19 protein-coding genes are annotated in these 19867 nt (G+C 62.3%); 12 read left to right on the forward strand and 7 right to left on the reverse strand.

Features of this window, described 5'->3' with window-relative positions:
* The first annotated feature begins 347 nt into the window (after window positions 1-347).
* Complete coding sequence (locus tag CIT25_RS28915) at window positions 348-1751, forward strand: DEAD/DEAH box helicase (protein ID WP_095488664.1); 1404 nt, start codon at window positions 348-350, stop codon at window positions 1749-1751.
* Between the two features lie 98 nt (window positions 1752-1849).
* Here the strand turns inward: CIT25_RS28915 and CIT25_RS28920 are convergent, their stop codons facing one another.
* Window positions 1850-2824, reverse strand: coding sequence for an alpha/beta hydrolase (locus CIT25_RS28920; protein ID WP_095488586.1), 975 nt, complete (start codon window positions 2822-2824; stop codon window positions 1850-1852).
* A 98-nt stretch (window positions 2825-2922) separates the two neighbouring features.
* Entirely contained in the window at window positions 2923-3744 is an 822-nt protein-coding gene (locus tag CIT25_RS28925; RefSeq protein WP_095488587.1) for an SDR family oxidoreductase, read from the reverse strand.
* A gap of 213 nt (window positions 3745-3957) precedes the next feature.
* Here CIT25_RS28925 and CIT25_RS28930 point away from each other — a divergent pair, with 213 nt between their 5' ends.
* From CIT25_RS28930 to CIT25_RS28960, 7 genes are all read left to right on the forward strand, one after another.
* Window positions 3958-4992: a cysteine synthase A gene (locus CIT25_RS28930; RefSeq protein ID WP_095488588.1), complete on the forward strand. Its 1035-nt coding sequence runs from the start codon at window positions 3958-3960 to the stop codon at window positions 4990-4992.
* Window positions 4992-5735 carry an alanyl-tRNA editing protein gene (locus tag CIT25_RS28935; protein ID WP_095488589.1) on the forward strand — a complete coding sequence of 248 codons (744 nt, stop codon included), beginning with the start codon at window positions 4992-4994 and terminating at the stop codon, window positions 5733-5735. Before CIT25_RS28930 ends, CIT25_RS28935 begins: the two co-directional genes overlap by 1 nt.
* Before the next feature lie 36 nt (window positions 5736-5771).
* A complete protein-coding gene (gene sseA, locus CIT25_RS28940) occupies window positions 5772-6623 on the forward strand; it encodes a 3-mercaptopyruvate sulfurtransferase (protein ID WP_095488590.1) in 852 nt (283 codons plus the stop codon).
* A gap of 5 nt (window positions 6624-6628) precedes the next feature.
* Window positions 6629-7192: a GNAT family N-acetyltransferase gene (locus CIT25_RS28945; RefSeq protein ID WP_095488665.1), complete on the forward strand. Its 564-nt coding sequence runs from the start codon at window positions 6629-6631 to the stop codon at window positions 7190-7192.
* Window positions 7193-7291: 99 nt separating this feature from the next.
* Window positions 7292-7849 carry an OmpA family protein gene (locus CIT25_RS28950; protein ID WP_095488591.1) on the forward strand — a complete coding sequence of 186 codons (558 nt, stop codon included), beginning with the start codon at window positions 7292-7294 and terminating at the stop codon, window positions 7847-7849.
* 150 nt (window positions 7850-7999) lie between these two features.
* Entirely contained in the window at window positions 8000-8806 is an 807-nt protein-coding gene (dapB, locus tag CIT25_RS28955) for a 4-hydroxy-tetrahydrodipicolinate reductase (RefSeq protein ID WP_095488592.1), read from the forward strand.
* Window positions 8807-8882: 76 nt separating this feature from the next.
* A complete protein-coding gene (locus CIT25_RS28960; protein ID WP_095488593.1) occupies window positions 8883-9350 on the forward strand; it encodes a DUF1203 domain-containing protein in 468 nt (155 codons plus the stop codon).
* Between the two features lie 211 nt (window positions 9351-9561).
* Here CIT25_RS28960 and CIT25_RS28965 read toward each other — a convergent pair whose 3' ends face one another.
* The gene (locus tag CIT25_RS28965) at window positions 9562-10860 is read right to left on the reverse strand and encodes an outer membrane protein (protein WP_095488594.1); all 1299 of its coding nucleotides are present in this window, start codon (window positions 10858-10860) and stop codon (window positions 9562-9564) included.
* 202 nt (window positions 10861-11062) lie between these two features.
* Window positions 11063-12178, reverse strand: coding sequence for an alanine dehydrogenase (gene ald, locus CIT25_RS28970; RefSeq protein WP_095488595.1), 1116 nt, complete (start codon window positions 12176-12178; stop codon window positions 11063-11065).
* A 159-nt stretch (window positions 12179-12337) separates the two neighbouring features.
* Between ald and CIT25_RS28975 the strand changes: the two genes are divergently transcribed.
* On the forward strand, window positions 12338-12811 hold the full coding sequence (locus CIT25_RS28975) for an Lrp/AsnC family transcriptional regulator (protein ID WP_095488596.1): 474 nt from the start codon (window positions 12338-12340) through the stop codon (window positions 12809-12811).
* Here the strand turns inward: CIT25_RS28975 and CIT25_RS28980 are convergent.
* Window positions 12808-13410, reverse strand: coding sequence for a 5-formyltetrahydrofolate cyclo-ligase (locus tag CIT25_RS28980; protein WP_167391099.1), 603 nt, complete (start codon window positions 13408-13410; stop codon window positions 12808-12810). The genes CIT25_RS28975 and CIT25_RS28980 overlap by 4 nt on opposite strands.
* A gap of 219 nt (window positions 13411-13629) precedes the next feature.
* On the opposite strand from CIT25_RS28980, the gene CIT25_RS28985 reads away from it, so the two are divergent.
* Window positions 13630-14895, forward strand: a complete 1266-nt coding sequence (locus CIT25_RS28985) for an NAD(P)/FAD-dependent oxidoreductase (protein ID WP_095488598.1) — start codon at window positions 13630-13632, stop codon at window positions 14893-14895.
* A gap of 158 nt (window positions 14896-15053) precedes the next feature.
* Window positions 15054-17033, forward strand: a complete 1980-nt coding sequence (locus CIT25_RS28990) for a bifunctional 2',3'-cyclic-nucleotide 2'-phosphodiesterase/3'-nucleotidase (RefSeq protein WP_095488599.1) — start codon at window positions 15054-15056, stop codon at window positions 17031-17033.
* Between the two features lie 60 nt (window positions 17034-17093).
* On the opposite strand, the gene CIT25_RS28995 is transcribed toward CIT25_RS28990, so the two are convergent.
* Both CIT25_RS28995 and CIT25_RS29000 read right to left on the reverse strand, forming a co-directional pair.
* Window positions 17094-18083 (reverse strand): glycerophosphodiester phosphodiesterase family protein, encoded by a 990-nt coding sequence (locus tag CIT25_RS28995; protein ID WP_095488600.1) that lies wholly within the window; start codon window positions 18081-18083, stop codon window positions 17094-17096.
* 110 nt (window positions 18084-18193) lie between these two features.
* Window positions 18194-19450 carry an SAM-dependent methyltransferase gene (locus tag CIT25_RS29000; RefSeq protein ID WP_095488601.1) on the reverse strand — a complete coding sequence of 419 codons (1257 nt, stop codon included), beginning with the start codon at window positions 19448-19450 and terminating at the stop codon, window positions 18194-18196.
* Window positions 19451-19695: 245 nt separating this feature from the next.
* Between CIT25_RS29000 and CIT25_RS38205 the strand changes: the two genes are divergently transcribed.
* Window positions 19696-19830, forward strand: coding sequence for a hypothetical protein (locus CIT25_RS38205; protein WP_280953394.1), 135 nt, complete (start codon window positions 19696-19698; stop codon window positions 19828-19830).
* The last annotated feature ends 37 nt before the right edge of the window (window positions 19831-19867 follow it).

The raw sequence follows: 19867 nt of genomic DNA on the forward strand, positions 1-19867 counted from the left end.
CGCCGCGTTTGCCGTCGATTTGCTGCGCCGCAACATGGCACCCCTTGCATTCCGCGGCGAACTGGGCCATATGCGGCGACATAGGCGCTTGGGCCGGGAGTATCCGGCCTTCTCGACGAATGAGACTGGTTGCGTCTGTTTTCCCTCTTTCCGACATATCGGCAAGGCGGCGAAAAAGCCCCGTGGCATGATGCCTGCGGGCACGACAGCGCAGCCGTGCGGACGATAGTGTCCGCCGCCTTGTCGTTTCATGACAGTTTTTTCGACGGCAGGTTGCGCCCTGCCGCCATCGATGTTTGCGGCCACGAGCCGCGTGAAAGAAGAATATTTTGACCAACGAAAACACTTTGACCGGTGAAAACAATTTGACCGGTACGAACACTGGGGAACTTTCAGGTTTCGCAGCACTCGGAATCACCGGCGCGCTGCTCAAGGCCACCCATGGCGCCGGCTTCACTGAGCCGAAGCCGATCCAGGCCCAGGCGATCCCGCCGCAGCTCGAAGGCCGTGACATTTTCGGCATCGCCCAGACCGGTTCGGGCAAGACCGCGGCGTTCGCGCTGCCGATCCTGTCGAAGATCATCGCGCTCGGCACCAAGCGCCGGCCGAAGACCGCTCGCGCGCTGATCCTGGCGCCGACGCGTGAGCTTGCCGTGCAGATCGAAGAGATGATCAAGCTGCTCGCCAAGGGCGCGCATGTCTCGACAGCACTCGTGCTTGGCGGCGTCTCGCGCTTCAGCCAGGTGAAAAAGATTGCTCCCGGCGTCGACATCCTTATCGCCACGCCCGGCCGGCTGACCGATCTGGTGCGTGAGGGCGATCTCGTGCTCGCCGACACCAAATGGCTGGTGCTGGACGAAGGCGACCGCATGCTCGACATGGGCTTCATCAACGACGTCAAGCGCATCGCCAGGGCGACCGCGCCGGACCGTCAGACGGTGCTGTTCTCGGCGACCATGCCGGCCGAAATCGCCGAACTGGCGAAAGGCCTGCTGAAGAACCCGATCCGCGTCGAGGTGGCGCCTCACAGCACCGCCGCAGCCGAGATCGTGCAGGGCGTTGTCTTCGCCCGCACCAAGCAGAAGCGCCAGGTGCTGTCGACGATGCTCGCCGACGAGGCAATGAAGTCTGTCATCATCTTTTCGCGCACCAAGCATGGCGCCGACAGGGTGACCAAGGACCTTGAGCGCGACGGCTTCAAGGCCGCCGTCATCCACGGCAACAAGTCGCAGAACGCCCGCCAGAAGGCGCTGAACGATTTCCGCGAGGGTTCGGTGCGCATTCTTGTGGCGACCGATATCGCGGCGCGCGGCATCGACGTGCCTGGTATCAGCCACGTGGTGAATTTCGACCTGCCGGACGAGGCGGAGAGCTATGTCCACCGCATCGGCCGTACCGGCCGTAACGGCATGGACGGCATCGCCATCACGCTTTGCGATCCCTCCGAGAACAGCAAGCTGCGTCAGGTCGAGCGCATCATCCGCACCAAGCTGCCGATCGTTGCCGACCATCTCGGCAGCCCCGATCCGCAGCGCAATCCCGCCGAAAAGAACGAGCGCACCTTCGAGCCGGCCAACGACCGCAATGGTCGTCGCGACGGCAGGCGGCCAGGCGGCCAGAACAACGGCAAGAAGCGCTTCGGCGACAAGCCGGCCTTTGCCGGCGAGCGCAAGCCGGAAGGCGCCAAGCCCTTCAAGGGCAACAACAAGCGCCGCTTCGGCGGCAAGCGGCCAGCGGCGCGGGCTGCGTAATCAGATAGTTGCATCCGGCCGAGCCTATCGGGGCTCGGCTGCTCACAATTGAAAAAGGCGATCGGAGCGATGCTTCGGTCGCCTTTTTCGCCTGAGACCTACTTCGCCACCGCCTCTACCCACACGACAATGCGCTGCGCGAGGAAAGCCGTCGTTGCTGGCGACAGCGCGTCACCTGCAATGACGTGGTTGTCCCGATCGCCGGTATCGTCGACCGGCACCAATTCGTGCGCGGCGCCCCAGCGCCCGGCAATTTCGCGGGTGCGGTCGGGCCGCACGATCCTGTCCGAATCCGAAAAGATGAACAGGGCAGGGATCGTCGCCTTCTCCACCGGCGCGCCATAGGCAAGCTCGGTCAGCGCCACCATCGGCAGGGTCGCGGCGATCGGATAGCGGTAGGTCCAGAATTTTTCGTGCAGCGCATTGCGTGGCACGAAGCTGCGTTCCTTGCCGGCGACCAGCTCGGCGATCGCTCGGCCCCACGGCATGGTCAGGAGTTCGGCGCCGGAAGCCTTGACGCCGAAATTCGGCGAGATGAACGCGATGGCCGCCACCCCGCCCGATGCGCCTGGCTGGGTCGCAGCCCAGGCCGCCAGCGAGCCGCCGGTCGAGGTAGCGATGACGATCACCTTGTCGCCGATCGCCCGGCCGATGGCGAGCGCTTCCTCATAGTCGTTGATCCAGGCGTTGACGCTGCCTTCGGCCATCGCAGCACCGCCCTGTCCGTGGCCGGTGAGGCGGGTGTAGTAAAGATTGGCGTCCAACTCGTCGGCCACCTCGTCGGGCAGTGGACGAACCTCGCCCTTCGATGCCGAAAAGCCGTGGATGTACACGATCGCGAGCGGCGTCCTGGCATGAACCATCGGGTTGGCCCAGATGATTTCCTTCTCCAGCCCGTCGTAGATGCCCGGTACGGCAGCCTCGTTGCGTGCCAGATAGGCTTGCGGGTCATCGCCGATCACGGAAGGATCGAAGCGGATCGTGGTATCGGCTTGCACGCGTGGGCCAAGCACGAAGGCCAGGACAAGAATGACGGCGAGACCCAGTACCGCAAGCACGATCCGTCGCCCCATTGCAGACTCCACGTAACAATTTTCAACCTATGGCCGCAAAATGCAAACACGCAACGGGCATCCTGCCGGCGGCTGGACCGCCAACTTTGATGGCCGGCTTACTCGCTCGGCGGCTTGCGGTCGAAATTCAGCGGACGTGCCTTCCAGCGGGTCGCGGTGCTGATGACCCACCGGCAGAATGGTCTCGGCAGGATGCTGAGCAGCTTCAGGCCCCAGCTCAAGCGGCGCGGGAAGGTGACTTCGAAGCCGCCGGATTTGATGCCGCGCGCCATGCGGCGCGAGGCGCGGTTGACGGGCATCAGCCCGGGCATCGGCAGCAAATTCTTCTCGGTCAGCGGCGTGTCGACAAAGCCCGGATTCATCACCTGGATGCGCACGTTCATCTTATCAAAGTCGTATTTCAGCGACTCCGCTAGGATATTGATGGCCGCCTTGGTGCCGCCATAGGCGGCCGTGGTCGGCCAGCCGAAATAGGCGGTGACCGAACCAACCAGGACGATATGGCCGCGCGCACGGACGCGCATGCGTTCGATGACCGGCACCAGGCCATTGATGATGCCGAAGTAATTGACATCGAAGGATTGGCGAAACCCGCGGACGGTGAGATCTTCGCCGGCGGTCGCAATATAGTTCCCGGCATTGAAGACGGCCAAGACGATCGGGCCGAGATCCTTCTCGATCGCCGCGACTGTCTTTGCCATGCGCTTCTCGTCGGTGACGTCGCAGGGATAGGCCGTGACACGGCCCGGCATCTGCGCCGTCTCGACGACAAGCGTGTCGATCGGTTCGTCGTCGAGCGCCGTCACCGCGACGGTATAGCCCTGAGCCGCAAGGTCCTTGGCCAGTGAACGGCCGATGCCGCTGCTGCCGCCCGTGATCCAGGCGACGCCGTGCTTCGGGTTGGCCCGATAGAGAGTCATGCTATGCCCTGCGACTTTTTCTTAGCCTGTGCTCTAGCGATGAAGAAATCGAATGAAAAGAGCGCTTTTCAGCGAAAGCTTCGAACGAATGCTGGAACGCGACATCTGTTTTAGGAATTGCAGCCCAGAAATGCCGCTGGACCAGGCAAATTCTTGCCTTGAAACCGAAGCTTCGGGTTTCTAGGGTTCCGCCGCAAGCATAAAGGAATCTCCATGCCCCGTTCTGTGATCGAAGCGATCGGTAACACGCCTCTGATCCGCCTCAACAAAGCTTCGGAAGAAACCGGCTGCGAGATCCTGGGCAAGGCCGAATTCATGAATCCGGGCCAGTCGGTCAAGGACCGCGCCGCGCTGTTCATCATCCGCGACGCCGAGCAGCGCGGGCTCTTGAGGCCGGGCGGGGTCATCGTCGAGGGGACGGCCGGCAACACCGGCATCGGATTGACGCTGGTCGCCAAGGCGCTTGGCTACCGCACCGTGATCGTCATCCCCGAGACGCAAAGCCAGGAGAAGAAGGACACGATCAAATTGCTCGGCGCCGAGCTGATCGAGGTGCCTGCCGTTCCCTACAAGAATCCCAACAATTACGTGAAACTGTCGGGCCGTCTGGCCGAGCAGATGGCCAGGTCCGAGCCGAACGGCGCGATCTGGGCCAATCAGTTCGACAACGTTGCCAACCGTGACGGCCATACCCGCACCACGGCGGAAGAAATCTGGGCCCAGACCGGCGGCAAGGTCGACGGTTTCGTCTCGGCGGTCGGCTCCGGCGGAACGCTGGCCGGCGTCGCCTTTGGGTTGAAGGCCAGGAGCAAGGACGTCAAGATCGCGCTCGCCGATCCGCTGGGTGCGGCGCTCTACAGTTTCTACACCAGCGGTGAGTTGAAATCCGAAGGCAGCTCGATCACCGAAGGCATCGGGCAGGGGCGGATCACCGCCAATCTGGAGGGGTTCACGCCGGATTTCTCCTTCCAGATTCCAGATGAGGACGCGCTGCCGATCGTCTTCGACCTGATCCAGGAGGAAGGCCTGTGCGTCGGCGGCTCGACAGGCATCAACATTGCCGGCGCGATCCGGCTGGCGCGCGAAATGGGTCCCGGCCACACCATCGTGACCGTGCTTTGCGACTACGGCACGCGCTATCAGTCGAAATTGTTCAACCCGGAATTCCTGCGCCAAAAGAAACTGCCGGTGCCGGGCTGGATGGAACAGCGAAGCACAATTTCGGTGCCGTTCGAAAAGGTTGCGTGATGGCTTACAGGACGGATGCCCTGTTTCGTGGCGACGCCTATCTCAGGACGGCTGATGCCGTGGTTGTCGCCGTCAACGACCGTGGCGGCATCATTCTGGACCGGACGATCTTCTATGCCACGTCGGGCGGGCAGCCGGGCGATACGGGCACTCTCGAACGCGCCGACGGCAGCCTGATAACTGTTGCCGCCACCATCACCGGCGAGACCAAGGACGAGATCATCCACGTGCCGCCGCCTGAGCGGGCGGCGCTTGAGATCGGCGAGCCGATAAAGCTCGCCCTCGATTGGGAGAGGCGGCATCTGCTGATGCGCATGCACACAGCCTGCCATTTGCTCACCGTCGTCTGCCCGTTCCCGATCACCGGTGCCTCGGTTTCCGAGGACGACAGCCGTGTCGACTTCGATATTCCCGATGCCGGCTTCACCAAGGAGGACGTGACGGCCAGGCTGATGGAACTGGTGCGGGCCGACCACCCGGTCTTTGTCAGGCTGATCACCGACGAGGAACTGGCGGCTAATCCCGGACTGGTGAAATCCAAGAATGTTCGGCCACCCGTCGGCACCGGCAAGATCCGCCTGGTCTGCATCGGCGACAACGCCTCGATCGACAGCCAGCCTTGCGGCGGCACCCATGTGAGGAGCACTGGAGAAGTCGGCGAGGTCCATATCGGTAAAATCGAGAAGAAGGGTCGCGAAAACCGGCGCTTCCGCATACGCTTTGGCCCGATGCCCGCGGCTTGATATATAGTTTGCCAGAGGCGGGACAGGAGAAGAAGAATGGCCGAAGACAGCCCTTTCACCGTCGACGCGGATTGGTTGCAGAAGCGCCTCGGCGAGCCCGGCCTGACCATCGTCGACGCGTCCTGGTATCTGCCGGCGCAAAAGCGCGACGCGCGCGCCGAATATGATGCAGCGCACATTCCGGGCGCCCGTTTCCTCGATCAGGATGCGATCTCGGATCCCGATTCCCCACTGCCGCACACGCTGCCGTCGCCGCAGCATTTCGCCCAATATGTCGGTGCGATGGGTATCTCGGCCGACGACACCATCGTCGTCTATGATGGTCCGGGCTTCTTCTCGGCGCCGCGCGCGTGGTGGATGTTCCGCGTCATGGGTGTGTTCCAGGTCTATATATTGGACGGCGGCTTCGACCGCTGGAAAGCGGCGGGACGGCCGGTCACGGCGGAGCCGACGAAGATCGCGCCTTGCGTTTTTCACGCCGATTTCGATGCCGCTCGCGTCGCCAGCCTTGCCGACATGCGCCGGATCGTTGGGACGGGGGAAAACCAGATCGCCGACGCCCGATCTGCCGGCCGGTTTGCCGGTACCGAGCCTGAACCTCGCGCCGGCATCCGCTCAGGCCATATGCCCGGCGCGCACAATGTGCCGTTTTCGGCGCTTGCTGAAAACGGCGAACTGCTGCCGAAAGACCGCTTGCGCAAGGTGATCGAGGACGCCGGCATCGACCTGTCGAAGCCGGTCGTCACCTCTTGCGGTTCTGGCATTACGGCGGCGGCGATCACGCTGGCGCTCGAGACGCTTGGCCATACCGACAACAGGCTCTACGACGGTTCATGGACGGAATGGGGTGGGCTTTCCGATACGCCCGTGGTGACGGGCAAGGACTGACGGTGATGAAGAACGGAGCGCTGGAAGACATCGAGGTCACGGTGACGTTTCTCGAAATGCATGTGCCGCCGGCCTATTCGCCGCCAGTGCCGTACAACCGTCAGATCGCATTGTTGAAGACCAAGGACATTCCACTGCATTTCTACCGCTATCTGATGGACCGGGTGGGTCGCAAATGGCACTGGGTCAACGTGCTGAGGCTGAGCGACGAGGAGCTGTCTGCCGGCATCCACCGCGAGGACCGCGACATCAGGGTGCTCTATCTCGACGGCGCACCGGCCGGCTTTTTCGACCTCAAGCCGCATTTGCCGGAGGAAGTGGAACTCGCCTATTTCGGCATGATGGAGCATGCGACAGGCCAAGGCATAGGCCGCTGGTTCCTGGGTGCGGCGATCGCCGCCGCCTGGTCGCATGGCCCGAAGCGGGTGACGGTGCAGACCTGCACGCTCGATCATCCTGCGGCATTGCCGCTCTACCAGAAACTCGGCTTTGCGCCGGTGGCGCAAAAGAAGGAGATCGTGCATCCAATGTCCTTAGCCGAGCGCTCGGCCAGCGTCATGCGGCCATGATTTTCTCCGCAACCTGAACTTATTGTTCATCAAAGCTTCAGCTTGTCTTTGCCATCTTGCCGGCACCATCAATGCGGCTGAGGCCGAAGGAGAAAAGACATGCTGACCCGACGCACATTTGCCGCCGCGCTGATTGCCGCGCTCGCCGTGCCGACCGTAGCCGCCGCCCAGGCGACCACGCCTTCGGCGGCGACAATCGAGCGCCAGCTCGAGGCGGCGCCCCGAGTTAAGTTGCGCCCGAACCAGCGCGTCACCATCCGCGAATTCAAGAGACGGCCGGACCTGCGGCGCATGGCCCGCTCGATCGATATCCAGTCGATCAATTTCGCCTTTGGCTCAGCGGCCATTTCCAGCTCGCAATACGACAAGATCGAAAACATCGCCGATGCGCTTCAGCGCATCCTGCGGCGCGACCCTGGTGCCCGTGTTTTGATCGAGGGCCATACCGACGCGGTCGGCTCCTTCCAGTCGAACCAAATCCTGTCCGAACAGCGCGCCGCCTCGCTGAAGCGCACCCTGGTGCGCGAATTCGACGTGCCGGGTTATGCGCTCGAAACCGTCGGTTACGGCGAGGAATTCCTGCTCGTGCAGACGCAGAACGAGAATTGGCGCAATCGCCGGGTGACGCTCCGCCGCTTCGACGACTTCATAAGGTAGTAAGTCAGATACTCGACGCCTGCCGAATCCTATTCTCCGTCTGGATCAACAGTCAAAACAGTCAAAAGAGAGCCCGGCTTGAATGAGCCGGGTTCTTTCCATATCGCTGGTCGTTCAAGCCCAATGTGATGGCGCGAAAGGACCAAAACGATGACGATACGGGTGGTGATGGCCGGTGCGACCGGCTGGGTCGGCAAGGCGCTGGTTCCGGCGATCGGGGCGCAAGGCGACATGGTGCTGGCCGGGGCCGTGTCACGCAGCGGCGCGGGGCAGGATTCCGGCCTGCTGGTTGGCACGCTGGCTAATGGCATCATCATTTCCGCGTTGCTGGCCGAAGCGCTGGAGGTGCCGTCGGACGTGCTGGTCGACTACACCAAGCCACATGTCGTGAAAGACCATGCGCTGCTGGCCATCGAAAAGGGACGGCACGTCGTGATCGGCACGTCGGGGCTGGGCGCGGCCGATTTTGCCGAGATCGACGCTGCAGCACGCGCCAATCGTGTCGGCGTCATTGCGGCCGGCAATTTTTCGATCACCGCCACGCTGATGAAGCGGTTTGCCCTGATGGCGGCGAAATATGTGCCGGATGTCGAGGTCATCGACTATGCCAGCGCCAAGAAGCCCGACGCGCCGTCCGGCACCGCGCGGGAGCTTGCGGAGGCGCTGGCCGATGTCCGCAAGGCTTCGACCGCGCAGCCGGTCTCGGAGGTCTCCGGTGTGCCTGGAACGCGCGGCGCGGCGGTCGGTGCGGGCGAGGGGGTGCAGGTGCATGCGCTTCGCCTGCCTTCCTACATCCTGTCCTGCGAGGCGTTGTTCGGCCTGCCCGACGAGCGGCTGACTATTCGTCACGACGCCGGCTCGTCCGCCGCTCCTTACGTGGCCGGCACGCTGCTCGCTATCAGGCGTGTACAGGAGATCACCGGGCTGGTGCGTGGTCTCGACGCCCTGATGGACTGATAGACTCGGCAGGAATCGGGTGGGAAGCGCTGGCGAAGCGGCGTAATTTCTGGTCGACGACACCGGAGATTTCGCCATGACCATCCAGTTCAAAGCCTTGCCCACGGAAGATGTCAGAGCCTTGCAGCGCGGCGGGCCGGACGCCTACGGCCTCACACCAGAGCGGAAAATGTCCGACGGTGATGGCGTGCCTTGCCGCCACTGCCTGAACAACGTGGCCGCCGGCGACGCCTATCTCATCCTGGCCTACCGGCCATTCCCGGAATTGCAGCCCTATGCCGAGACAGGGCCGATCTTTCTACACGCCGAGGAATGCGAGCGCGCTGCCGAAGCCGAGGCGCTTCCCGAAATGCTCGAAAGCACCGACTACATCGTCCGCGGCTACGGCAAGGACGACCGCATCGTCTATGGCAGTGGCGGCGTCATCCCGACGGGCGCTATCGCGGCGCGGGCAGAGACTTTGTTCGAGCGCGACGACATCGCCTATGTGCATGTCCGCTCGGCGCGCAACAATTGCTACCAGTGCCGGATCGAGCGCGCGTGACGATCATCTGTCGCAGCTGTCGTATGCCTGTCGCAATGTCGCGTTAGAAAAGCATTGTCGATCGATTTGCCGACCGCGGATGAACCGGCGGGAAGTCTCGACATCCGAGGAAGCGGGGCTTTGGCTCCGCTTTTTTGTTGCCCGCATTCTCTCGCCCAAAGAAAAAGCCCGCCGGAACGACCGACGGGCTTTGACTGTTGTCTGTACGGTTTTAGTTGAACTTGTACTTCGCACCGATACGGACGGTGTGGAACGACGGCGTGGAGGTGAGGCTGTCATCCGGCGCCCCAATATCCGACGAAAAATCCTTCTTGGAGAACTGCGAATAGCGGTATTCGAGGCCGACGGTCACGTTGCTGGACATAGCCGTTTCCAGACCGCCACCAACTGAGAAGCCGCTGGAGTCCCAATCGAGGATATCACCGATGGGTGAGGACGCATTCAGATCGAAGTGCTGCCAGCTGTAGCCGCCGAGCACATAGGCCAGGGTTGATTCGTTGACTTTCATACCAACGCGGCCAAGCACATCGAAACCGTAATCAGTATCCAGATTAATGGATCCGCCCGGGAGCTTCAGCTCTGAAGTCATGCCGGAGTAGCGGGCATCAACCATGACGCCTGCGACCCAGCTGCCGAAGTCATGGTCGTAGCCGACGTTCAATTCGCCGAACACACCTTCGCCACCGAGCCCGTTGAACTCCAGGCCACCAAGCGGCGGAACTTCGATCTGATGCACCGACGCACCCGCGCCGGCGGCACCGCCGACGTAGAAGCCAGTCCAGTTGTAGGCAGGGGCCTCAAAAGAGGCGACACCGCCATTCTGGGCGCCAAAGCGATAGTTGGCCGCAACCTGGAACGTATGCCGCGACGTGTCCGTGTCGAGAACGCCGTCCGGTATATCGAACTCGGAAAGAATGTTCTGAGTACCGAAGCGGGTATAGCGATATTCTGACTTGATGGTCCAGTTGCTGTTGATGGCCGTTTCAACGCCAGCTCCGACGAAGTAGCCGCTCTGGTCCCAATCGAAGTCAAAACCTGCGTTCGTGTCGAGCTTGTACTTCTGCCAGGAATAGCCGCCGAGCACATAGCCCAAAGTGTTTGGCGTGAAGAGGTAGCCAACCCGCAAACCAGCGTCGAAACCATAGGTCTCGCGGATCGAAGCGTCCAATCCAGCAACATCGAGCGTGGTTTCAATGTTGCCGACATGGGCGTCCAAAAGCCCGCCGATCAGGAAGCGCGGCGACACCATGTAGTCGTAGCCGACGGTCAGTTCACCGTACACGCCTTCACCGCCAATGCCGTTCAACGAGAAGCCAGGAAGGAAATCGCTGCTGAGCTCGTGGACATTGGCGCCGGCGCCAACCCCAAAGCCGACATAGATGCCACTCCAGTTGAAGCCGGACGTCTCGACGACCGGCACAACCGCGTCGGCGGCATGAGAAACCGATCCGAGCGCCAGCACCGAAACCGCGCCAAGAAGAACAGATTTTGCGAATCTTTTGCTGATCATTGCCCCTAACCCCTTTGAAACCCAGCACGTCTCTAGCAGCAGCCCATGCTGGCCGCTGTAGCAAAAAAGTCACAGGAGGAGCAGATTGCAAGCAAGCCGAGCAAAACCGGTCAGCTAATCGCAAACCGTGAAATCTGCTTGTGGAAAAACAGAGCCGCCGACGGGCGTCGGCGGCTCTGTGGGGAAGGAATCAGGGGCGGGTTCAGGCGGCGAGAACGGCCTTCGGCTCGACCAACTCGTAGCCGAGTGCTTCGGCCACCGCGCGGTTGGTGATCTTGCCCTTGTGGACATTCAGGCCGTTGCGCAAATGATGATCGTCGACCAGCGCCTTCAGGCCCTTGTCGGCGAGCTGCAGGCCGTAATGCAGAGTCGCGTTGTTGAGCGCATGGGCCGAGGTGACCGGCACCGCGCCCGGCATGTTGGCGACGCAATAGTGAATGACGCCGTCGACCTCATAGGTCGGCTCGGCATGGGTGGTGGCGTGCGAGGTCTCGAAGCAGCCGCCCTGGTCGATGGCGACGTCGACAAGCACCGAGCCTTTCTTCATGCCCGACAGCATTTCGCGCGAAACGAGTTTCGGCGCGGCGGCACCCGGGATCAGCACGGCGCCGACGACGATGTCGGCCGAAAAACATTCCTCTTCCAGCGCCTCGACGGTCGAGTAGCGGGTGTGGACGCGGCCGCCGAAGATATCGTCGAGCTGGCGCAGGCGCGGGATCGAGCGGTCGATGATGGTGACGTCGGCGCCAAGCCCTGCCGCCATCCGGGCGGCATGCAGGCCGACGACGCCGCCGCCGAGCACAGTGACCTTGCCGGGCAGCACCCCGGGCACGCCGCCGAGCAGCACGCCGCGGCCGCCATTGGCCTTCTGCAGCGCGGTAGCGCCGGCCTGGATCGACAGGCGGCCGGCGACTTCCGACATCGGCGCCAGCAGCGGCAGGCCGCCGCGGTCGTCGGTGACGGTCTCGTAGGCGATAGCTGTCACGCCAGAGGCCAGCAGGCCCTTGGTCTGCTCCGGATCTGGAGCGAGATGGAGATAGGTGTAGAGTATCTGGCCGTCACGGAGCTGAGCCCATTCATTGGGCTGAGGTTCTTTGACCTTGACGATCATGTCGGACTTGGCGAACACGTCGGCGGCCGTCTTGGCGATGGTGGCGCCGGCGGCGCGATAGGCGTTGTCGTCGGCGCCGATGCCGGCGCCGGCACCGGTCTCGACCAGCACTTCGTGGCCATGCGCGACATATTCGCGGACCGAGCCCGGCGTCAGGCCGACGCGGTATTCGTGGTTCTTGATTTCCCGGGGGCAGCCGACGCGCATCTTCTTCTCCTCCTGATCCAGCCCTTTGGGGCATGTTCCCTGTCCAGAGATAGTGAACCACGAATCGTCCCGTAGGTGTTTGCGAATGCGCTTGCGCAAGAGGGTGTGGTTCGATAATCGTTGCGCAAAATAGATGGATTGTCGCAGGAATCCCGAAAAATGCCGCTCGACAGGATCGATATCGCCATACTCGAGACATTGCAGAAGGATGGGCGGATACCCAACGCGGCGCTCGCCGAGAAGGTCGGCCTGTCGCAGTCGGCCTGCTCGCGGCGGCTGGACAATCTGGAGAAATCCGGAACCATCCGCGGCTACCACGCACGGCTTTCCAATGCCGCTCTTGGCCACCAGATGACGGCGATCGTGCATATATCGCTGTCGGGCCAATTCGAGAAGACACTGTCGGATTTCGAGGCGGCGATAAAGCGCTGCCCGAATGTTCTGTCCTGCCACCTCATGTCGGGCGAATACGATTATATCCTGCGCATCGCGGCGAAGGACCTCGTCGACTATGAGCGCATCCACAAGGAGTGGCTGTCGGCGATGCCGCATGTGACGAAGATCAATTCGTCCTTCGCCTTGCGCGAGATCGTCGACCGAACGGCCGTGGGGATGAAGCCGGAGATGGCTTAGGCCTCGAAGGCCTCTGTCACCACCCGGTCCATCGGTACGTCATGCGGTTGCGGGTAGATGGTGGCGATGCGCTGCAACTCATAACCGACACCGATGACCAGCGGCTTGAACGGCATCGTCGCCAGCGTCCGGTCGAAGAAACCGCCACCATAGCCCAGCCGATACTGTCCTGGATCGATGCCGACGATCGGCGAAATGACGATGTCGGGCAGCACCGGATCGCCTTCAGCCGGGATCGGGATATTCCAGACGCCTTTTTCGAGCCGGTCGCCCGGTGCGTAGGCGCGAAAGATAAGCGGCCGGCCTTTCTCGATGACAACAGGCAGTGCGGTACGGCCACCGCGCTCATTGATGGACGCCATCCATGGCCGCAGATCCGGCTCGCCGCGGAACGGCCAATAGAGGCTGACCATGCGGCCGTCGATGGCACCGATCACCGCGTCGAGGCTTTCGCCGATGCGCTGCGACATTGCCGTCCGCACGTCAGCCGAGACAGCGAGGCGGGCTGCAATCAGCCGCTCGCGCTCGGCCTTGCGCCATCGTTTCACGTCGGTCCAGTCGGATAGGGGCGCCCGGAATTCCGGGTCGAGCTCGTGCATGAAGCAAGGCGGCGAGGAATAGTGCGCCGGACCGTCGTCATGATCGCTATCCAAGTTCCACTCCCGTCGTCTGTTTCGATGAAATTATACCCGCCGGCAGGATGGGGGCAGGTACGTTCGCGACATCTTAGGGCGGGCAGTCGGCAAAGTTGGATGTTGTTGCAGTGCACAAAACTATCTACATCAGCCTTGGCGAAATTGCTCTCCGGAGTGAATGAGATGAATGAATCCAGCCATCACGTCGTTGTCGTCGGGGCAGGCTTTGGCGGGCTCGAATTCACCCGCGCGCTTGACGGTGCGCCGGTGCGCATCACCATGATCGACAAGCGCAACCACCATCTCTTCCAGCCGCTGCTCTACCAGGTGGCGACCACGGCGCTGGCGACCTCGGAAGTCGCCTGGCCGATCCGCCATCTCCTGCGCAAGCGCAAGGACGTGACGACGCTGCTCGCCACCGTCAGCGGTGTCGACCGCGCCGGCAAACGCGTGCTGCTCGATGATGGCAATGCGGTCGCCTACGACACGTTGCTGCTGGCCACCGGCGCCCGCCACGCCTATTTCGGCCATGACGAATGGGAGCCTTTCGCACCGGGGTTGAAGACGCTGGAGGACGCCACCACCATTCGACGGCGCATTCTGCTCGCTTTCGAGCAGGCCGAGCGGGAAACCGATCCCACCAAGCGCCAGGCGCTGCTTACGCTGGCGATCGTCGGTGGCGGGCCGACCGGCGTGGAACTGGCCGGCACTATTGTCGAACTGGCGCACGACACGCTGCGCGGCGAGTTCCGCAACATCGACACGCGGCAGACGCGCGTGGTGCTGATCGAGGCCGGCGACCGCGTCCTTCCCAATTTCGCCCCGGAACTCTCCGATTACGCCAGCAAGGCGCTCGAGCGGCTCGGCGTGACGGTCGAACTCGGCCGGCCCGTCACGCGCTGCGATGCCGAGGGCGTGGTTTTCGGTGATACGCACCTGCCGGCCAGGACGATCCTGTGGGCAGCCGGGGTCGCCGCTTCGCCGGCCGCCGAATGGCTGGGGGCGGCGGCGGACCGGGCTGGCAGGGTGCTCGTTGAGCCCGACCTGACCGTGCCGGGCAGCCCGGAGATTTTCATCGTCGGTGACGCTGCACATGTCCTGCGGCCGGATGGCCGCATGGTGCCCGGCGTCGCACCTGCCGCCAAACAGCAAGGCCGGCATGTCGCCGCGACGATCAAGGCCCGGCTTGCCGGCGACGCAACCCCGCGGCCGTTCCACTACAAGCATGACGGCGATCTGGCCACGATCGGCAAGCGCGCCGCCGCGATCGATTTCGGCTGGATCAAGCTCACCGGCCGGCCGGCCTGGTGGCTGTGGGGCCTCGCGCACATCTACTTCCTGATCGGCTTCCGTAACCGGCTTGCGGTTTCACTGAGCTGGCTATGGATCTACGTGACAGGTCAGCGCAGCGCGCGGCTAATCACCCAAGGCGACGACGACAGGAACTGACGTCTCCGCCCGCGCGCATTCATCGGCACGTCATCTGTTCCTGATGGACTCGACCGGATTTCGGCGCGAAGCTTTGCTTCGGGCAGGGCTTGGCACGCCGTTGAAGGCAGGCATGTTGCCGAAGCCTGACATGCCGTCGAACAGGAGAAAACAAAGCAATGCTCGAACTGCTTCAACCCGTCTCCCGTCGCGGGTTCCTTGCCAGCGCCGCCGCCACCGGAGCGCTGATCATGCTTCACCCGTTCTCCGCTCGCGCTCAGGGGAATCAGGCGCATCTCAGGATCATGGAGACGACCGACATCCATGTGAATGTCCTGCCTTACGATTACTACGCCGACAAAGAGAACGACACGATGGGACTATCACGCACCGCTTCGCTGATCGATGCGGTGCGCAAGGAAGCCACCAATGCGATGCTGATCGACAATGGCGACCTTCTGCAGGGCAACCCGATGGGCGACTATATTGCCTACGAGCGGGGGATGAAGGATGGCGACCTGCATCCGGTCATGAAGGGCATGAACCTGCTCGGCTATGAATGCTCGACGCTCGGCAACCACGAATTCAATTACGGCCTGCCGTTCATGGACAAGGTGCTGGCGGGCGCCAATTTTCCGTTCGTCTGCGCCAACCTGATCCGCGGCACCGAACTCGCTGCGAACCCGCGGGACGACAAGCTCTATCTCAAGCCTTACGTCATCCTCGACAAGAAGATCAGGGACGGGTCCGGCGCCGAGCAGCCTCTCAGGATCGGCGTCATCGGCTTCGTGCCGCCGCAGATCATGGTCTGGGACCTGAAGAATCTCGAGGGCAACGTCAAGACGCGCGACATTGTCGAGGCGGCCAAGGCGTGGGTGCCGCAGATGAAGGAGGAGGGCGCCGACATCATTATTGCGCTCTCACATTCCGGCATCGACGTGAAGCAGGGCGACATGATGGAAAACGCCTCGTTCTTCGTCGCTGGCGTCGAGGGCATCGACGCAGTGTTCACCGGCCACCAGCATCTCGTCTTTCCCGGCAAGAAGGACTTTCAGGCGCTCGAGGCCGTCGATACTGAAAAGGGCACGCTGCAGGGCAAGCCTGCCGTCATGGGCGGCTTCTGGGGCTCGCATATGGGTCTGATCGACTTGTTGCTGGAGCGCGACGGGTCGAAATGGCGGGTCGTCTCGGCGACCTCCGAGGCACGGCCGATCTACGAGCGGGTCGAGAAGGCGAACAAGCCGACGGTCGCTGACGACCAGCGCATCGTCGATGCGCTGAAAGAAGATCACGAGGCGACGCTTGCCTATGTGCGCCGGCCGGTCGGGAAAACCTCGGCGCCGCTCTATTCCTATTTCGCGCTGGTCGCCGACGATCCGTCGGTGCAGATCGTCAGCCAGGCGCAGGCCTGGTATCTCAGGGATATCCTCAAAAATACGCAGTGGAAGGACGTGCCGCTGCTGTCGGCGGCGGCGCCCTTCAAGGCCGGCGGGCGCAACGGCGCCGACTACTATACCGACGTTCCCGTGGGCGACATCGCCATCAAGAACGTCGCTGATCTCTATCTCTATCCGAACACTGTCCGCGCCGTCGAAATCACCGGGGCTGAAGTGAAGGATTGGCTGGAAATGTCGGCCGGTATCTTCAACCAGATCGAGCCCGGTAAGCCCGACCAGCCGCTCATCAACACCGATTTCCCATCCTACAATTTCGACGTGATCGACGGCGTCACCTACCGGATCGATCTGTCGCGGCCGCCGAAATATGATTCCAAGGGCGGGCTGGTGAACGCCGGATCGAGCCGCATCGTCAACTTGATGTTCGACGGAAAACCAATTGATCCCCAACGAAAATTCGTCGTCGCCACCAACAACTACCGCGCCGGCGGTGGCGGCAATTTCCCGGAGATCGACGCCTCGAAGATCATCTACGAGGCGCCGGATACCAACCGCGACGTGATCGTGCGCTACCTCATCAGCCAAGGCACGATCAACCCGTCGGCGGACGCCAACTGGTCGTTTGCGCCAATGCCTGGAACCAGCGTGGTGTTCGAGACCGGCGCCAAGGCGAAGGATTTTATTGCGCAGGTGAAGTCGCTGAAGATCGAACCGGCAGGCGAAGGCGAAGCAGGGTTTGCCAAGTACCGCATCACTCTCTGAAGACAAAGCTTTTGCGCGCTAACTCAAACCCACGCCTACAGCGGCGTAGGGTTTGGCGCTTCAAGCTGGCGGTGCGAAACGCCGCTTGATCACGGGCATGACCAGATCCAGCGCGTCCGTGGAAATGCCGCCGGAATAGCCGTCCGGCAACTGGTCGATCAGTTCGGGCTCGTCGAGCCCTTGCGAAAAGCCGCCGCCGGCATAGGGGCCGAGCAGGTAGACGCGGGTGTCGACGGCATCCATGCGATCCAGAAAACGGTCGGGCCAGCCCCACAGCCATTGGGCGACATTGATCGGGATGAGCAGGGTCCCCTGCCGGCACGCCTCCGGAACGTAGCCGCTCCAGCCGAGCGCCGCATAGCGCAGGATGCATCGGGTCAGCGATGCACGGCTCAGCGTATGCATGTCTGGCAGCGCCGTCTTGACCGCCGCGATCGGCCTGTCGCCGCCATACACAGTCAAGCCGGCGCGCTCGGTTGGCTTCAGCGTGGCGAGCCAGGAGGCCAACGTCTCGCCTTCCTTGGGGTCGTTGCTTTTGATGTTGATGTTGAAACGGCGGTTCGGGAAGTGCTGCAGCACCTCGTCCAGCGACGGCATCATGCCGATCCCCTTGCCGCGAAACGGAAAGGTCTTGCCGCCATCAGCCGTATAGCCATAGCCGACATCGAGCGCCTTCAACTCGGACATGGCATGGGCGCGCGTTTCTCCCTTGCCTTCAGTGCGGCAATCCAGCGTCCAGTCGTGGAAGACGGCGAACTTGCCGTCCGTGGTCGGGTGAACGTCGAGTTCGAGCGCGTCCGCGCCAAACGCGAAGGCGGCTTCCATCGAGGGGATCGTGTTTTCAAGGAAAGGATGGCGTGGCGGCAGCATGCGTTCGGCCGTGCAGGTGTCGGGACCAAGATCCTTGCGATCGAAATCCTGGGCCATGCCGCGATGGGCGAGCACCGCCGGCGTGCCGGCCGGACGGTTCGACAGCAGCGAGCTGTTGTTGAGCCAGATGCCGCCCGCAGCGACAAGAAGAGCGACGAGTAAGATCGTCCGTTTGCGCATGATGTGATTCCGATTCTTGCAGCCGCATCATGCGTCGGGATCGGACTTTTTCACGGCAGCCAGATTATTGCATGGCTGCAAAATCAGCGATGATGATGTCCCGAACTGACCTAAGCCTTGTAAACCACCTGGCGGACATCGATGTAGCTGGCGCGGAAGCCGGCTTCGCAATAGTGCAGGTAAAACTCCCAGAGCTTCTTGAAGCGGTCGTCGAAACCAAGCGGGACGATCTTTTCCCAGGACGCCCAGAAGCGGTGGCGCCATTCGGCGAGTGTGCGGGCATAATCGTCCGGGAAAATGCGCTCGCGAAGATGAGCGAGGCCATGATCGTTGCCGAGCGTTTTCAGGATCGACGGCGTTGGCAGCATGCCGCCTGGGAACACGTAACGCTGGATAAAATCCGGCCGCGCGCGATAGGTGTCGTAGGCCTTCTCGTTGATTGTGATGATCTGCAGGCCGGCGGTACCGCCAGGCCGCAGGCAATCCTTCATCTTGCCGAAAAACACGGGCCAGTATTTTTCGCCGACCGCCTCGAACATCTCGATCGAGGCTATGCGGTCGTAGGATCCGGTTTCGTCGCGGTAGTCTTGCAGCTTGATATCGACCTTGTCGGCAAGTCCAGCTTTCTGGACGCGCGCTCTGGCGAAATCATGCTGCTCGCGGCTGATGGTCAGCCCGGTGATGCGGCAGCCGATCTCGCGCGCGGCGAATTCGGCAAAGCCACCCCAGCCGCAACCGATTTCCAGCACATGGTCTTTCGCGCCGATGCCCGTGTCCTTGGCCAGCGCGCGATACTTGGCGGCTTGCGCGCTTTCCAGATCGTTGGCGCCAGCCGCATAGAGCGCCGACGAATAGGTCATGCTCGGATCCAGCCATTCCTTGTAGAAGGCGTTGCCGAGATCGTAGTGCGCCGAAATGTTGCGCTTCGAGCCGGTGCGGGTGTTTTGATTGAACCAGTGGCGGACACGCTGGACGGCGTTGATGAGCCAGTTGGCGCCGCCGGCGATGCGCTCTCCGATTTCCGAATTGACCACGAACAGTTCCAGGAAACTGGTTACATCGGGACTGTCCCAATCGCCGTCGATGTAGGATTCGGCGATGCCGATGGTGCCACCGGTGAAGGCGCGGCCGGGCAAGCGCCAGTTTTTGAGCACTAGTTCGGCGTCCGGACCCGGCGCCTTGCCGCCGACGAGGACGGCGCGGCCGTCCGGCATCCTCACCTTGAGCGAGCCACGCGGCAGGTTCATCGCCGCCGACAATACCATGCGCGCCTTGGCCGGCAGGCCCTTGACGGTATCGGCGAAATTGAATTCGTCCAGCCTGACCGCGTCGCCCCACGCAACGTCGGTGTCTTCCTTGTGAGCCATATCACGCCCCCCGAACTTCTGCGGAGCCGGCGCAACAATGGCCAGTTTCCACACTCGCAGTTCATTCGCCAGGGCGCGAACGCCGCTTCCTGATGAATCCCCGCAGCAATCTTTCATCTCATCAAAGGGAACTTCAAGAGGCAAGGGGCAAGCGAACACGGATCAATGGACAGATTTTGGGGGAGGGCGCTGATCAACGCCGGAATCACTATGGTTGCAACCACCCAGATGCAGTAGTTGTAGCCATGCGTTACGTTATCGTCATCTGCTCCGCCACGTTCTTCCTGATCTGGGACGGAATCTACAATCAGGGCCGCTATCTCGACACCACGGTCAGGGAGATAACGCGCATCGTGCGCTACATCACCAGCCTGGTGTAGGTTTCTTTCCCGCTCAACGCGTTGTCGCCGCGACATC

Source organism: Mesorhizobium mediterraneum (assembly GCF_002284565.1).
GTDB lineage: Bacteria > Pseudomonadota > Alphaproteobacteria > Rhizobiales > Rhizobiaceae > Mesorhizobium > Mesorhizobium mediterraneum.

What these genes read in the sequence shown, in the direction of transcription:
- CIT25_RS29000 (WP_095488601.1), bottom strand. Translation starts at nt 19,450, where the DNA reads ATGGCTCACAAGGAAGACACCGACGTTGCGTGGGGCGACGCGGTCAGG.
- CIT25_RS28950 (WP_095488591.1), top strand. Translation starts at nt 7,292, where the DNA reads ATGCTGACCCGACGCACATTTGCCGCCGCGCTGATTGCCGCGCTCGCC.
- CIT25_RS28920 (WP_095488586.1), bottom strand. Translation starts at nt 2,824, where the DNA reads ATGGGGCGACGGATCGTGCTTGCGGTACTGGGTCTCGCCGTCATTCTT.
- CIT25_RS28930 (WP_095488588.1), top strand. Translation starts at nt 3,958, where the DNA reads ATGCCCCGTTCTGTGATCGAAGCGATCGGTAACACGCCTCTGATCCGC.
- CIT25_RS28980 (WP_167391099.1), bottom strand. Translation starts at nt 13,410, where the DNA reads ATGCACGAGCTCGACCCGGAATTCCGGGCGCCCCTATCCGACTGGACC.
- CIT25_RS28975 (WP_095488596.1), top strand. Translation starts at nt 12,338, where the DNA reads ATGCCGCTCGACAGGATCGATATCGCCATACTCGAGACATTGCAGAAG.
- CIT25_RS28945 (WP_095488665.1), top strand. Translation starts at nt 6,629, where the DNA reads ATGAAGAACGGAGCGCTGGAAGACATCGAGGTCACGGTGACGTTTCTC.
- CIT25_RS28925 (WP_095488587.1), bottom strand. Translation starts at nt 3,744, where the DNA reads ATGACTCTCTATCGGGCCAACCCGAAGCACGGCGTCGCCTGGATCACG.
- CIT25_RS38205 (WP_280953394.1), top strand. Translation starts at nt 19,696, where the DNA reads ATGCGTTACGTTATCGTCATCTGCTCCGCCACGTTCTTCCTGATCTGG.
- CIT25_RS28995 (WP_095488600.1), bottom strand. Translation starts at nt 18,083, where the DNA reads ATGCGCAAACGGACGATCTTACTCGTCGCTCTTCTTGTCGCTGCGGGC.
- dapB (WP_095488592.1), top strand. Translation starts at nt 8,000, where the DNA reads ATGACGATACGGGTGGTGATGGCCGGTGCGACCGGCTGGGTCGGCAAG.
- CIT25_RS28960 (WP_095488593.1), top strand. Translation starts at nt 8,883, where the DNA reads ATGACCATCCAGTTCAAAGCCTTGCCCACGGAAGATGTCAGAGCCTTG.
- CIT25_RS28965 (WP_095488594.1), bottom strand. Translation starts at nt 10,860, where the DNA reads ATGATCAGCAAAAGATTCGCAAAATCTGTTCTTCTTGGCGCGGTTTCG.
- ald (WP_095488595.1), bottom strand. Translation starts at nt 12,178, where the DNA reads ATGCGCGTCGGCTGCCCCCGGGAAATCAAGAACCACGAATACCGCGTC.
- CIT25_RS28935 (WP_095488589.1), top strand. Translation starts at nt 4,992, where the DNA reads ATGGCTTACAGGACGGATGCCCTGTTTCGTGGCGACGCCTATCTCAGG.
- CIT25_RS28990 (WP_095488599.1), top strand. Translation starts at nt 15,054, where the DNA reads ATGCTCGAACTGCTTCAACCCGTCTCCCGTCGCGGGTTCCTTGCCAGC.
- CIT25_RS28985 (WP_095488598.1), top strand. Translation starts at nt 13,630, where the DNA reads ATGAATGAATCCAGCCATCACGTCGTTGTCGTCGGGGCAGGCTTTGGC.
- sseA (WP_095488590.1), top strand. Translation starts at nt 5,772, where the DNA reads ATGGCCGAAGACAGCCCTTTCACCGTCGACGCGGATTGGTTGCAGAAG.